The following is a 12682-nucleotide window of genomic DNA, read 5'->3' on the forward strand; positions in this document are numbered from 1 at the left end:
AACACATTTCTCTTTGTTGCCAACCCAGGAGTTCACCGATGCGTGAGAAGATGATGCTCGTCCCGATGGTGGTGGAACAGACCAGCCGGGGAGAACGTTCCTTTGATATTTATTCGCGCCTGCTGCGCGATCGGATCGTGTTCCTTAACGGCGAAGTCAACGACGACGTGGCCGAAATGCTGTGTGCCCAGTTGCTGTTTCTGGAGGCGGAAAACCCGGAAAAACCGATCCACCTGTACATCAACTCGCCGGGCGGGGCGATCACCAGCGGGCTGGCGATTTACGACACCATGCAGTATATCCGCGCGCCGGTGCATACGCTGTGCATGGGCACCGCGCGTTCGATGGGGTCGTTCCTGTTGATGGCCGGCGAACCGGGGCACCGCATGGCGCTGCCTAATGCCAGCCTGCACGTGCACCAGCCGCTGGGCGGCTTTCAGGGGCAGGCCTCCGACATCTTGATCCACGCCGAAGAGATGAAGCGCACCAAAGACCGGGTGATTCGGCTGTATGCCCAACATTGCGGCCTAAGTTATGAAGAGGTGGAGCGGGTGTTGGATCGCGATCGCTTCATGACCGCCGACGAAGCGGCGGCCTGGGGGTTGATCGATAGGGTATTGCGGGCGCGGTAAAGGGCTCAGGAGTGCGAGGCGGATTGTTGCGTTTGCCAAACCCGTTCAAGTCCGAATTCGACCATTGCGAAATAGAGACTGAAATAGCGCTCCGCCATGATGAAGAACGAACTATTGAGTTCGATCACCACATTATTGGTGGTGGTCAGCAGACCGGATTTTTCCGCCGCCTGCAGAATGCGGTTCACGTGCGCGCGTGAGACGGAGCAGGACTTGGCGATTTTGGCCGAGGAGAGCAGCAGAAAAGGGGAGTCCTGTCGGATGCTTTCGATAAACAGCATCAACAGCACCATGTGGCCGGCATCTTTGCTGATAAACAGCCCTGACTGTTGCACCAGATCGATCAGGTAGATCTCCTTGAGCATCAGTTGTCCGTAGGCGGCGAAAAAGGTGGACAGAAAGCCGGGCGCCGCCAGCAGCGCCGCGATGGGCATCTGTGGCGCCAGCGCCTGATAAGGCCGCGCCATTGAGGCGATCAGCGCCTGGGTTTCCGCCAGCGCGTGCGGCGTAGGCTTATAGCGTAACTGGCGTTTGTCATGCTCACAGGGTTTGACCTCCAGCCGGCGCCCGACCCGCAAGAAAAACAGAAAGGAGTCCAGGGAGTTCTCGCTGATCAAATTTTTCCCTTTAAAAAAGGCTTTGATGTCTTTCAGCCCGGCGGCGGGCTGGTGGTAATAAATGGACAGGATGGTGGAACAAATGATGAACCGGCTGTTCCTGAAGATGATTTTGTAAAACAGCGGATGTTTCTTGTAGGTCTCTTTCAATAACTCCCCGTGTTTGACGATGGCGGCGTGAAACGCCGGTGACTGCCTGATGATGTTGGCCTGTTTCTCCAGGTGAAACTGTAGCTGGAATCTGCTTAGACTCATTTTCCCTATTTCCTGTACTTAAAAAATGTGCTGCTTTTTATCGTTATGGGTTTGCTGTGTATGACTTGACGATCTGTTGGCCCTGGTCGTTGATGAGGGTGGCCTGAACGGTGATCTGAGAGGGGAGTTCCGACGCTGCAACGTCGTCCAGGTGATAATCTCGCGTGCTGAATGGCGCGGTCATCATGTCGCTTTCTTGCCGCACCGGGGCATCGCGCCTGTCGGTTTGCACGGCGATGCGCGCGAACGAGAGATAAAACGCCGACCGGTTGTGACAGCGCAGCAGATAGCCGCCCGGTGATTTTTGCAGCGTGAACGAAACGGCCTCGGCCGCGTTGTCGGCGTTTCCCTTCAGCGCGCTGGGCCGGTAGAAGATTTTCATCTGCGTGTTCATCGCCAGCGTCACGCGCGACGCCAGCGGCGGCGTGGCCGGCCGGCTGGGCGGGATCTCATACAGGTTAAGCCAGAACACCGACTCCCTGTCGGCGGGCAGGCTCGCGCCGGCAAACAGGATCCGCAGCCCCTTCAGCGCCGAAGGCTGCAGGGCGAATACGCTGGGCAGGGTGACAAACGGCGCGCGGGACAGTTCGGGGGCGGCGTTGACGTCACCGTTATCGATCCAGGTTTGCGCCACGATCGGATAGCCGTTGGTGTTGAGCAGCATCAGGGTTTTTTCCGTCTCGCCCTCGTGAAAGATCACCCGCGTGGCGGAGGCGATGATGCCCGCCTGCGCGCCGATGGAAGCCAGCGCCAGCAGCAGGGCGCATCCCATAATCAGGCATTTCTTTCTCATCATTGCACCTTAACCCAGACGTAGGCCCTGGCGTCCACCTTGCCGGCGGTGACGGTTTGGCCAGGCAGCCGGGCGAGCGTGGCGGTGAGCTGGGTGGTGTAGTGGGTAAACCCCGCCGCGGTGCTGCCGCCGCCGCTGGCGCCGTTGAGCACCGGATACCAGCCGGCGTCGTTGCCCTGCGGGCATTGCCCGGCGCTGCAGCGCGCCCAGCCGACAAAGTTCATTGGCGCGCCGTTGCCGGCGTTGGCGAGCGCGATGCCCACGCCGGTAGCGACGCTGCTGTCGGTGCCGTAGCCGCTGGAGAGCAGGTAACTCACGCCGCCGTTGGCGCTGACCAACCCGAGTCGCTGCGCCGCGACATAGCTTTCATACGGCACCTGCAGGCCGAGGGCGGTATTGTTGCTGCTGACGCCGGACACGGCGGCGTTGTCACATTCGATATTGAGGGTGAACTGCGCCTGTGAGGTTTGCCCGGCGGTCAACTGGCTGACGGAGAGGGTCGGCAGGATCACCAGCGGCGTGACGTTGCGCGCCACGCAGGTGGCGGTATAGGTCAGCGAAGAGATCGGTGCGGTGCCCATGCCCATCGCATTCCAGCGCCCGGTGCCCCAGGTGGCGTAGTTGGTGGCGGAATCGCTGCCGATAGGATCCGAGGCGATGCCGGGCCCCTGAAAGGTGACATAGCCGTTCGGCTGCGTGCAGGTATAGTTCGAATTGCCGGTGGTCGACGCCATGCCCACCAGCGGGTTGCCGGCGCTGTAGCCGCAGTAGTTGCTGGCGCCCGCGCCCGGCAGCGAGCTGATGCGGATCAGATCGGCGCGGATGGCGCTGAAGTCTTTCACCCGGATCTGGATTTTGTTGCCGACGGTGGCGTAGCGGGTAATCGGCGCCGACTGCCAGTAACGGGTAAAAACCTTGCCGGAATCCAGGTGGGTCAAACGGATGCCGACGTAAGGGAAGTAGGTGGCGTAATAGTTGGGGTTGCCGTCCCTGGCGCCCAGATCGTAATAGCCGCCGACGCGATCGTCGCCGTTGGTGGCGAAGACTTCATAAATTTGCCCGACATCGCCGGCATCGCATTCATACAGCACCTTATTGGGATCGGGATAGCGGGTGCCGGAGGTCAGATCGAACACGCTGGTGCCGAGCGGCGTGCCGACGGGCTGCAGATAGGTGCTGGTCAGGTTGACCCGACCCAGCGCCGTGCCCACCCCGCAAGGATCGCAGCCGGAGTCGATCCAGGGGGCGACCCGCGTGCATTGCGCCAGCGCCGCGGGCGCGCCGAACAGCGACAGGGCGAACAGCGCCGGGGCGGCGACCAGATAAGAAATGCGTTTCATCGTCTCTCCTGAGATAAGTTAAACGGGCTAGCGGCACGGGGCGCTGAGCCGTTGCATCGGGCTGTCTTCCGCGACGGGCAGGCGGTAATGCAGCGTGCACTGCTGACCGGGCGCGTCGCCCCAGTTCAGCGTCAGCACACCGGCATTCCGGTCGCTGCGCAGATACACCTGATTGGCCTGGCCGACCATGCCCACGCTGTTGCCCGCTTTGTCCAATACGGTGGCGCCCATCGGGATCGGCGCGTTATCGGGCCGCTGCGCGGTGATCAGCAGCGCCTGGCCGCGCACGGTGTTGAAGCGCAGGCGCACCGTGGCGCCAGCGTACGGCGCCACGCGCCGCTGGCCGTCTTCCAGTTCCGCTTTGTCATTCATACCCTCGGGGTTCAGCGCGACGGTGTTGTAGTGATAGGGCACCAGCGCCGGCGCCAGCGCATAGCCGAAGCGATCGACACGCGCGCCCTGGCCGTCCATCACCTGCGCGCCGCTGGCGCCGGGCGCCTCGATCAGGGCGAAGGTGTCACCGACATACGGCCCTAATGTCACGCCGCCGCGGTGCGCCACCACCGCGCCCTGCAGCGACAGTGAGCCTTGTCGATATTGGCGCGCGGTGGAGAACGAGCCGGTGACGTTGGCGTAGGGCAGGCGGGTTTGCAGGTTGCCGCCCCAGATGCTTTGTTGGCGATCGTCGTCGGTGGTGAAGTTCAGGCCGTAGCTGACTGGCTGCTCGTCACCGACGCTGCCCGACAGCGCAGCCTGATAGTTGCCGCCCTGACCCTGGCTGTGGTTGGCCAGCAGCGAGACGCTGGGGGCGGATGACGAACGCCCGAGCGGGAAGCTCAGCGACAGGGCGGTGACGGTCTGCGTGTTCTGCGCCAACGGCGCGCTGTAGACGTTGTCCAGCGGCCCGTAGCCGCGGTAGTCGCCGTTGCTGTAGCCCAGGCTGCGGGTGCGGGTGACGGAGAGGTTAAGCGCCACGCCGTTGCCGAAGGTTTTCCCCCAGCCCAACTGGAGCTGATTATCGCGGCCGCGCTGATCGCGGTAGTCCTGGGTCGAGCCGGACATCGTCAGGCTGCCGAACGCGCCCATGCCCTGATTGACGGCCACCTCGAAACGCGAACGCTGGCGGTAGGAGTCGGACTGCCAGCGTTGGCCGGTGACGGCGGCGCGCCGCACGCCGAGCACGTCGCTGAGATCGCGGAAACCTTCGGTGGAGTGGCGGTAGCCGGCGATGGATAAGGTGGTGTCCGTCGGGCTGAAGGTTCGGCTGTAAGAGAGATGCAGCATCCAGCCTGAGGCGCCGCCGTCCGGCAGGCTGGCGTGGGAATAGGTTGTGTCCATGCCGAAGGCGCCCAGTTCGTTGCTGTACACGCCGCCCAGCATCATCGCCTGATAGCCGTCCGCCAGCTGGTTGCCGAGGTTGAAGGTCAGGGCGTTGGTCAGGCCGTGCTGCCAGGTCACTTCGCTGAACAGATCGTTGTCGCCGACGTAGCGGGAACGGCCGACAATGGCGGAGTAGCGAGACTGGCCGGGGCGGATGGATTCCGGCACTGCGGCGAACGGCACGGTGAAGGTGCTGACGCTGCCGTCGGCTTCGGTCACCACTACGGTCAGATCGCCGGCGTAGTTGGTGGCGTACAGATCGTTGATGGCGAACGGCCCCGGCGCAACGGTGGTTTCGTACAGCGTGCTTTTGCCCTGCAGCACCGTCACGCGCGCGTTGCTTTTCGCCACGCCGCGCACCACCGGCGCATAGCCGCGCTGTGAATCCGGCAGCATGCGATCGTCCGAACTGAGCTGAATGCCGCGAAAGCCCAGGCCAGAGAAGAAGTGCCCGTCGGTAAAGCCTTCGCCCAACAGCATTTCGCTGCGCCAGGGCAGGATTGCGCGCTGCACGTAGCGGCGGCTGGTGTCCAGGTGACCGCCGAACTCCCGATCGTAGCGGTAGCTGGACTGCTGACGGTAGCGCCATAGCCCGAGGTTGAACCCGCCGTTCAGGTTGGCGTAGGTCGAATCGAGGTCGCGGGTTTGCCCCTGCCGGTAGCTGACGTGGTACTGGTTGAGGTTGTAATTGACGAAGGCCATCGATTCGCCGCTGTCCAGGCTGGCGGGGTTGACGCTGCCGCGCGGCTGGCCGTTCAACAGCGCCTGCGGAATGCTCAGATCCAGCCGTAGCCGCGAGATATCGGCATTCACCGCGATGTCTTTGAGATCCCGGCCGGGCAGCAGGCATTCCGCCTCGGCCGCCGGCGGATTCTTCAGCCCGAAGCGTGTCAGCTGCGGCCGATCGAAACAGGGCAGCACCTGCTTGTCTGCGCGCACGAAGCGAATTTGGTCGCGTTCGAGAAACTGGCCGTTGAGGTACAGATCGATCTGATAGCTGCCGGGGGCGACGGCGTCCTGTTGGTTGAACTGGCTCAGGGCGCTGTTGCTCAGCACGCTGCCGCGCAGCAGCGCGGGATCGAAGGTATAGCCGTCGGCGGCGGCGCAGCCCAGCGGCAGCGCCAGCAGCGCGCAGCACCAGCGCGCGGGCAGCGGCGTCGCCTTGCGGACATCGAACATGAAAACCTCCCTGTCTGGTTTCAGCGCGCGACGTTCAGGGTGCGCGTGATTTCCACCCCATAGTCATTGATGACGCGCAGCGCGACCTGCCGCACCTCCCCGTTCACCGGCCAGCTGGCCTGCGAAAACGGCGGGATCAGATCCGCCTGCGGGATCACGGTGCGTTTCGCGCCGCTCAGGATCGCGGCCTGGCTGACGTTGGCGTAGTAGCCGGTCGGGTTGTCGATGCGCAGCGCGTTGCCGACCTGGCGCAGGCTGAGCCGATCGATGACGTGGTTGGCGTCGCCGGCCAGCCCGGCGGGGCGATAGAACACCTTCAGCCGATTGGTGACCACCAGCAGCAGTTTGTTCTTGTCGCTGTCCGTCTGACGCACGGCGGGCACCTGCAGGAAGTTGAGGTAGAACAGCGATTCGCGATCGCGCGCCAGCGGCTGGCCGACGAACGACAGCCGCACCATTTGCCCGCTGTGCGGGGCCATGCGGAAGATTTGCGGCGAGGCGACAAAGGGCGCATCGGCGTTTTCCGGCGTGGACTGCGGGTTATTGATGTCGAGCCAGATCTGCATCAGCGCCGGGGCGCCGTCGTCATTGGTGAACTGCAGCGTTTTTTCCCGCGCCTCGGCGGGGTAGATCACGCGGTTGCCGAGCAGCGTTACGCTGGCCAAGGCGTGGGTGGCGGCAAAACTCATCAGGCAAAGCGACAGGGCGGCCCATCGGCGGGCGGAGCGGGTTATCTGCGGCATAAACGTGAACCGATAAAGGGAGCGAGTCATTCAGCGCCGCCCGCTAAGGAACGGCGCTGGCATCAACAGGTATGGCGCCTGACGCCGGCTTATTTGTAGCTAATGGCGAACTGGGCGGTGGCGATCACCGAACCGGCCGCCACGCCGGTGTCTTCCGCGTAGTAGCGGGCCACCAGATTCTGTGAGGTGGAGGTGGCGTCCTTCGCCAGCGTCATCGCGGAGGTGGTGACGGTCGAACCGCTGGCGAATGACAGCGGCGTGGTGGCGTCGCTGTCCAGCAGTTGAATGGACACCTTGGCCGCATCGCCCGCGTTGCCCAGGTTGCCGTTGGTGGTCGGGTTGTTGCCCGCCAGCACGGTTTTGATCGCCGTATCGCTGGTCGCCGCGGCGCAGCCCGTCACGTTAACGGTAAAGGTGGTGTCGCCGGCGGTGGCGCCTTTGGCGGCGAGTTTGCTGGCGGCGACGGTCGGCAGCAACACGACCGGGTTGGATTGGTTGCCGTTAATATTCACCGAACAGGTTTGCGTGCTGACTTCGCCTTTGAATTGCACGGTATTGGATGAGGCGGCCGCACAGGCGCCGGAGAGAGCCAGCATGGATAATGCGACTAATTTAACATTCATGTGAAATGCCCTTTAATTAACTTTAGAGAAAAGCTTTCCTGACAGTAATAAATTACTGACGTGCGTTTGTTGATTAATCATGTTGCGCAATTGTTTTTTTAACGCGTCGGCAAACATGGATTTTCATCCTAACAAACTAAGAATTTTCCCTATAGGTGTTTTCCACATGGTAATAAGGTGATGGTGTGGGTTGTTACATTTATTTTCATTTTCCCTTATATCATACAAAATGGAAAATAGATCTATATCATTGTGTTGCGTTTTTATTGGGTTGTCAGTTTTTAATTATGAAATAATTTGAAACATTCATGCCTTTTTTGCGTATTAATCAACGTGCTGACTGTTGCGTGATTATTTGAAAAACATGTTATCAAGATGTTTTATATCGGTGTGCTTTGCAAACGAATTACCCCAAAAAAGAACAGCGACAAGCTGCCTAAGGTGTGGAAGCATGTTTTCATGCTGATAAGGAGAATTAAAGTGAGAGTGATTTATATCGACGGTTCGTCGTTGTGCCGGTTAGGTATGAAAACATTATTGGGCGGTGGGGTGATAACCTTATCTGCGCCTAATATTAACATCGTTAAAAATATAAGCCCGGCGCCTGATTTAATTATCATGGATTTTCCCCATGAAATCTATCGGTTCGAAGCCTATTTGAGGTTTGTTGACCTTTGCCGCGCTGAATATAAAGACGTCCGGATACTGTTCTTCGTCGATAAGACTTCGCCGCTGATCCTGGCATTTATCGCGGCGGCGCGGCCGGATGCGATTTTGCACAAACGGGAAGCGCTGCAGGTGGTGCGGGAAACCTGCGCGGCGCTAGTCCGCCGTGAAGCGGCGGGCGAACGGCGCGTGGTGAACCGGCATCGGGCGGCGGCGATCACGCCTGGCGAGGCGGCGGTGCTGTGTGAAACCGCCCGCACCGAAGATATCCGCCAGACCGCGCGGCGGCTGAATTTGCACCCGAAAACCGTTTATTCGCACCTCAACAATGCCGGCAAGAAGTTCGGCATCCGTAATCGGGTGGAACTGCTGAAGATGATTGCGCTGTTGTAGCGCGCCGTTAACGGGCCTGGCCGACGGCCAGCCGCCATCGCGTGATCTCATCGGCGCCGGGCCCGGCCGCCAGCGCCAGGTTTTGCGGCGGCAGCGATGCGCCGGTCACGGCATCTACCACGGGCAAGGTAGCGGGGTGGCCGGTCGCGCGGTCAACTACGCGCAGCGGCGGCCCGGCCAGCTCGGACAGATTCCATTTGTCGCCAATCTGAATCATCGCCATCACCAGCAACCCGAGATCCTTTCCCTTCTCCGTCGGCAGATACTCGCAGCGATCGGGGCGCGTCGGGTATTGCCGCTAAACGCGCGATCGCACAGAAGGTCTCCGCCCTGTATCAGGACTTCTTGCCGCGTTTTTACGTCAACGTGTTTTTTCACGCGCTGCCGCCAGGGTCGGCCTATCTCGGCGGCGAGCCGGCCGATGACTTCGTGCGGGTGACCATCGATCATATCGCCCGCGCCATGGACAACGACGCGGAGCAGCAGCAATTCCTGGCGGCCTGCACCCGCATCCTGCAACCCGACGTCGCCGCCCGCGGGCTGTGTCGGGAACTGCACGCCGACGAAACGCCGTTCTCGCTGTGGACCATTGACGAATTGAAACCGCCGGCGCCGGGGCCTTCGGCGGGGGAGAGGTGGCGCAGCGAGAATCGGCCCTCGGCGTGGGAGGGAAGTTGATGGGGCGCGGCGGCGGCAAAACGCTATTCGCCACCGCGAACCGTCATCAGCGCTTAGCCTTTTCGCTTAAAGACCTTCTGCCGCAGCCAGTGTTTGATCTGGCCCCAATACTCTTTGCCCAGCAGGGCGATGGCAATGACAAACAAGGTTTCACCGACCACGACAAGCGTAGAGACAACGACAATCTTGTAGGGAATGTCGAGGAACGGAATGACAGGAAATGCCAGCCAATACAGCAAAACCACGGTAAGCATGGCAAACCCGGCTTTTTTCCTCCCGCTCAGGTTCTTGCTGCGTGCCAGTAGGCTGGGCAACTTGCGCAGCCAGTTTTCGAGATCGTCAATCAGGGTATAAACGACAGGGATAACCAGCAGGCTCAGCACGGTGGAGGTGATCAATCCTCCGATGACGGCCACCGCCATCGGGCTGCGGAAGCTGGGATCGGCACTGCCGAAACCCAGAGCCACGGGCAACATGCCCGCCCCCATCGCTAACGTCGTCATGATGACGGGGCGGGAACGTTTGTGGCAGGCATCAATCAGCGCCTCTGTCCGGCTCATGGGTTTATTGAGCACTTCGCCATTCGGGCCGTAATGGCCGCGCCGTGACTCGATCGCATAATCGACCAGCAGGATCGAGTTTTTGGTCGCAATCCCCATCAACATGATTAACCCGATCAGGGATGACATCGAGAAAGACTGGCCCGCCAGCAGTAACCCAACGAATGCGCCGCCCAATGACAGCGGGAGCGCGGCCAGAATGGTGATCGGTTGGAAGAAGTCTTTGAACAGCAGAACCAGCACGATATAGATGGCCAGGATGCCGGCGACCATTGCCGTACCGAAACCGGAAAACAGCTCCTTCATCATTTCGTCATCACCCTGCACAACCTGGTGCACGCCGGTCGGCAGATTCTGGATTGACGGCAGCTTCGCCACCTGAGCGGCCAGATCCCCGAGCTGGGTGCCCGACAGTTCCACGTCAAGGGTCACGCTGCGTGTGCGATTGATGCGATTAATCTGCGCCGGCCCACTGCCTTGCTCGATATTGACGATCTGATTGAGCAGCACCGGGCCTCTGGCGCCTGGTACGGTCAAACGTTCAAGTACCCCCATATCTTCACGGATGTCCTTTGACAGCTTGACGACGATCGGGATCTGGCGCTGCTCCACGTTGAATTTTGACAGAAACTGATCGTAGTCACCCACGGTTGCGATACGCAAGGTATCGGCAATCGCGACGCCCGATACCCCCAGATCGGCCGCTTTGGCGAAATTGGGCTGCAAGAGGACTTCGCTGCGCGCCAGCCCGGCGCTGGAGGTAATATTGCCGAGGCCGGGGATCTGCCGCAGGTCACTTAATACGGCATCGGCCGCCTTTGCCAGCAGCTGAGGATCATCGCCGGCCAGCACCAATTGGTATTTTTCACCTGAGCCGCCAAACCCCACCTTGCTGCGCACGCCCGGAAGCGCTGCCATCGCCGTGCGTATCTCGCCTTCGATGACCTGTTTCTTCGGGCGCTCGTTACGCGCATCCAACAACACCGTCAGCGTTGCCATGCGAACATCGGTTTTTCCGTCGGAAGCCATGACATCGCCGCCCGTTGCGCCGCCACCGATGGTGGTATAGATGTTGCGGATATGCGGGATGGGGGCCAGGCGATGCCGAGCGCGTTCGGCCACTGCCTGGGTTTGTTCCAGCGTGCTCCCCGGCGGCAGTTCCAACGTCACCTGCGTCTGGGAGTTGTCATCTGCAGGGAAAAAGCCCTGGGGCAGCAGAGGGATAAGCATCAGAGAGCCGATAAAGAACCCGCCGGCCAGCGCCAGGGTGAGCCCGCGGTGCCGCAGCGTCCACCGACAGGCGCGCAGGTAGAGCGCCATCCAGAAAGGATCGCGCTGAGGGCGCGTATGCGGCTTCATCAGGTAGGCGGCCATCATCGGCGTCAGCAAGCGCGCCACAACCAGCGAGGCAAACACCGCCAGCGCCGCCGTCCATCCAAACTGCGTGAAGAATCTTCCGGCAACGCCGGACATGAAGGCCGTCGGCAGGAAAACGGCGATCAAGGCAAATGTCGTGGCGACGACGGCCAGGCCGATTTCCGATGCGGCATCCATCGCGGCCTGGTACGGCGGTTTGCCCATGCCGATGTGGCGTTCGATGTTCTCCACTTCGACGATGGCATCATCCACCAACAGGCCAATCACCAGCGATAGCGCCAGCAGCGTGACGATACTGAGCGAGAAGCCCATCATGTCCATACCGATGAAGGCCGGTAAAATCGACAGGGGCAACGCCGCCGCCGAGATCAACGTCGCTCGGATATCGCGCAGAAACATGAAGACCACCAGGATGGCGAGAATGGCGCCTTCATAAATCATGTGCATGGAGGCGTCGAACTCCTCCTGCACAGGCCGGACAAAGTCGAAGACCTGCGTGACGTGCAAATCAGGCCGCTCCGCACGCAATTGCGCCAGAACTTTTTCAACCTTGTCGCCGACCTCGACTTCACCGGCGCCTTTGGCGCGCGTGATCTCAAAGCCAACCACCTTCTGGCCGTTGAGGAGCGCAAGTGAACTGCGTTCCGCAATGGTGTCTTTCAGCGTCGCCACGTCGTCCAGGCGAAAACGTTGCCCGCCGGGCAACGACAGTTCGACTGCGGCTAATTCATCCACGTTCTTGACGCGGGCGACCAAACGCAGCGGCTGTTTTCCCCGCCCCAGATCGACTCGCCCGCCCGTCGCGTCCATCTGTACATCGCGCAACTGGCGGGAAACCTCGGCGGCGGTGGCGCCAATCGCCTCCAGTTTGACCGGATCGAGTTCGACTTGGATCTCGCGGTTCACGCCGCCCACACGGGTGACCGACCCTACGCCGGCGACGCCTCTCAGACGCCGCGACAGGGTATTGTCCACGAACCAGGACAGCTCATTCTCATCCATCTTGCTGGCGCTGATGGAAAAGGCCAGGACAGGTTTGCCCGTGATGTTGAGCTTGCGAACGATAGGATCACGCAAATCCGTCGGCAATTCGGTGCGAATGCTTTGCACGGCTGAGCGGACTTCATCCACCGCTTCCTGAACGGGTTTTTCCAGACGAAACTCCGCTGAGATATCGACCAGTCCATCCTGGATCGTGGTGCGCAGGTTCTTCAAACCCTGTACCGAAGAGACGGTGTCCTCCAGCTTGCGCGCCACCTCCGTTTCGAGCTGGGGCGGCGCAGCGCCCGGAAGCGAAGCGGATACGGTGACCGTGGGCACATCCATGTCCGGGAAGCTCTGGATCTTCATCAATTTGAAAGAATAAAAGCCGGCAACGCTCAAGATGACAAAGAGCAAGATGGACGGAATAGGGTTGCGAATGGACCAGGTTGAGATATTCATAAT

At 60.9% G+C, this 12682-nt stretch carries 11 protein-coding genes; 3 read left to right on the forward strand and 8 right to left on the reverse strand.

The window, feature by feature from the left end:
- Window positions 1-38: 38 nt before the first annotated feature.
- The gene (locus J0F90_RS09880; protein ID WP_033640645.1) at window positions 39-632 is read left to right on the forward strand and encodes an ATP-dependent Clp protease proteolytic subunit; all 594 of its coding nucleotides are present in this window, start codon (window positions 39-41) and stop codon (window positions 630-632) included.
- A gap of 5 nt (window positions 633-637) precedes the next feature.
- Here J0F90_RS09880 and J0F90_RS09885 read toward each other — a convergent pair whose 3' ends face one another.
- Genes J0F90_RS09885 through J0F90_RS09910 form a run of 6 tightly spaced genes read right to left on the reverse strand, consistent with a single transcriptional unit; the run spans window position 638 to window position 7562 of the window.
- A complete protein-coding gene (locus tag J0F90_RS09885) occupies window positions 638-1504 on the reverse strand; it encodes a hypothetical protein (RefSeq protein WP_033640644.1) in 867 nt (288 codons plus the stop codon).
- Between the two features lie 43 nt (window positions 1505-1547).
- On the reverse strand, window positions 1548-2300 hold the full coding sequence (locus J0F90_RS09890) for a fimbrial biogenesis chaperone (protein ID WP_227944614.1): 753 nt from the start codon (window positions 2298-2300) through the stop codon (window positions 1548-1550).
- A complete protein-coding gene (locus J0F90_RS09895) occupies window positions 2297-3637 on the reverse strand; it encodes a fimbrial protein (protein ID WP_016928116.1) in 1341 nt (446 codons plus the stop codon). The genes J0F90_RS09890 and J0F90_RS09895 overlap by 4 nt, the downstream gene beginning before the upstream one ends.
- A gap of 27 nt (window positions 3638-3664) precedes the next feature.
- Window positions 3665-6196, reverse strand: a complete 2532-nt coding sequence (locus J0F90_RS09900; RefSeq protein WP_033640642.1) for a fimbria/pilus outer membrane usher protein — start codon at window positions 6194-6196, stop codon at window positions 3665-3667.
- 20 nt (window positions 6197-6216) lie between these two features.
- The gene (locus tag J0F90_RS09905) at window positions 6217-6969 is read right to left on the reverse strand and encodes a fimbrial biogenesis chaperone (protein WP_227944613.1); all 753 of its coding nucleotides are present in this window, start codon (window positions 6967-6969) and stop codon (window positions 6217-6219) included.
- Between the two features lie 59 nt (window positions 6970-7028).
- Entirely contained in the window at window positions 7029-7562 is a 534-nt protein-coding gene (locus J0F90_RS09910; protein ID WP_033640638.1) for a fimbrial protein, read from the reverse strand.
- A gap of 618 nt (window positions 7563-8180) precedes the next feature.
- Here J0F90_RS09910 and J0F90_RS09915 point away from each other — a divergent pair.
- Window positions 8181-8621, forward strand: coding sequence for a helix-turn-helix transcriptional regulator (locus J0F90_RS09915; protein WP_016928112.1), 441 nt, complete (start codon window positions 8181-8183; stop codon window positions 8619-8621).
- Window positions 8622-8628: 7 nt separating this feature from the next.
- Here J0F90_RS09915 and J0F90_RS09920 read toward each other — a convergent pair whose 3' ends face one another.
- Window positions 8629-8847, reverse strand: a complete 219-nt coding sequence (locus tag J0F90_RS09920) for a hypothetical protein (RefSeq protein WP_227944612.1) — start codon at window positions 8845-8847, stop codon at window positions 8629-8631.
- A gap of 119 nt (window positions 8848-8966) precedes the next feature.
- Between J0F90_RS09920 and J0F90_RS09925 the strand changes: the two genes are divergently transcribed.
- On the forward strand, window positions 8967-9299 hold the full coding sequence (locus J0F90_RS09925) for a tautomerase family protein (protein ID WP_033640637.1): 333 nt from the start codon (window positions 8967-8969) through the stop codon (window positions 9297-9299).
- 53 nt (window positions 9300-9352) lie between these two features.
- Here J0F90_RS09925 and J0F90_RS09930 read toward each other — a convergent pair whose 3' ends face one another.
- On the reverse strand, window positions 9353-12679 hold the full coding sequence (locus tag J0F90_RS09930) for an efflux RND transporter permease subunit (protein WP_033640636.1): 3327 nt from the start codon (window positions 12677-12679) through the stop codon (window positions 9353-9355).
- Between the last annotated feature and the right edge of the window lie 3 nt (window positions 12680-12682).

Origin of the sequence: Serratia marcescens subsp. marcescens ATCC 13880, from assembly GCF_017299535.1 — a bacterium.
GTDB lineage: Bacteria > Pseudomonadota > Gammaproteobacteria > Enterobacterales > Enterobacteriaceae > Serratia > Serratia marcescens.

Bases quoted from the DNA above. Each gene is read 5' to 3' on its own strand.
- J0F90_RS09880 (WP_033640645.1), top strand. From the start codon at position 39: ATGCGTGAGAAGATGATGCTCGTCCCGATGGTGGTGGAACAGACCAGC.
- J0F90_RS09885 (WP_033640644.1), bottom strand. From the start codon at position 1,504: ATGAGTCTAAGCAGATTCCAGCTACAGTTTCACCTGGAGAAACAGGCC.
- J0F90_RS09890 (WP_227944614.1), bottom strand. From the start codon at position 2,300: ATGATGAGAAAGAAATGCCTGATTATGGGATGCGCCCTGCTGCTGGCG.
- J0F90_RS09895 (WP_016928116.1), bottom strand. From the start codon at position 3,637: ATGAAACGCATTTCTTATCTGGTCGCCGCCCCGGCGCTGTTCGCCCTG.
- J0F90_RS09900 (WP_033640642.1), bottom strand. From the start codon at position 6,196: ATGTTCGATGTCCGCAAGGCGACGCCGCTGCCCGCGCGCTGGTGCTGC.
- J0F90_RS09905 (WP_227944613.1), bottom strand. From the start codon at position 6,969: ATGACTCGCTCCCTTTATCGGTTCACGTTTATGCCGCAGATAACCCGC.
- J0F90_RS09910 (WP_033640638.1), bottom strand. From the start codon at position 7,562: ATGAATGTTAAATTAGTCGCATTATCCATGCTGGCTCTCTCCGGCGCC.
- J0F90_RS09915 (WP_016928112.1), top strand. From the start codon at position 8,181: ATGGATTTTCCCCATGAAATCTATCGGTTCGAAGCCTATTTGAGGTTT.
- J0F90_RS09930 (WP_033640636.1), bottom strand. From the start codon at position 12,679: ATGAATATCTCAACCTGGTCCATTCGCAACCCTATTCCGTCCATCTTG.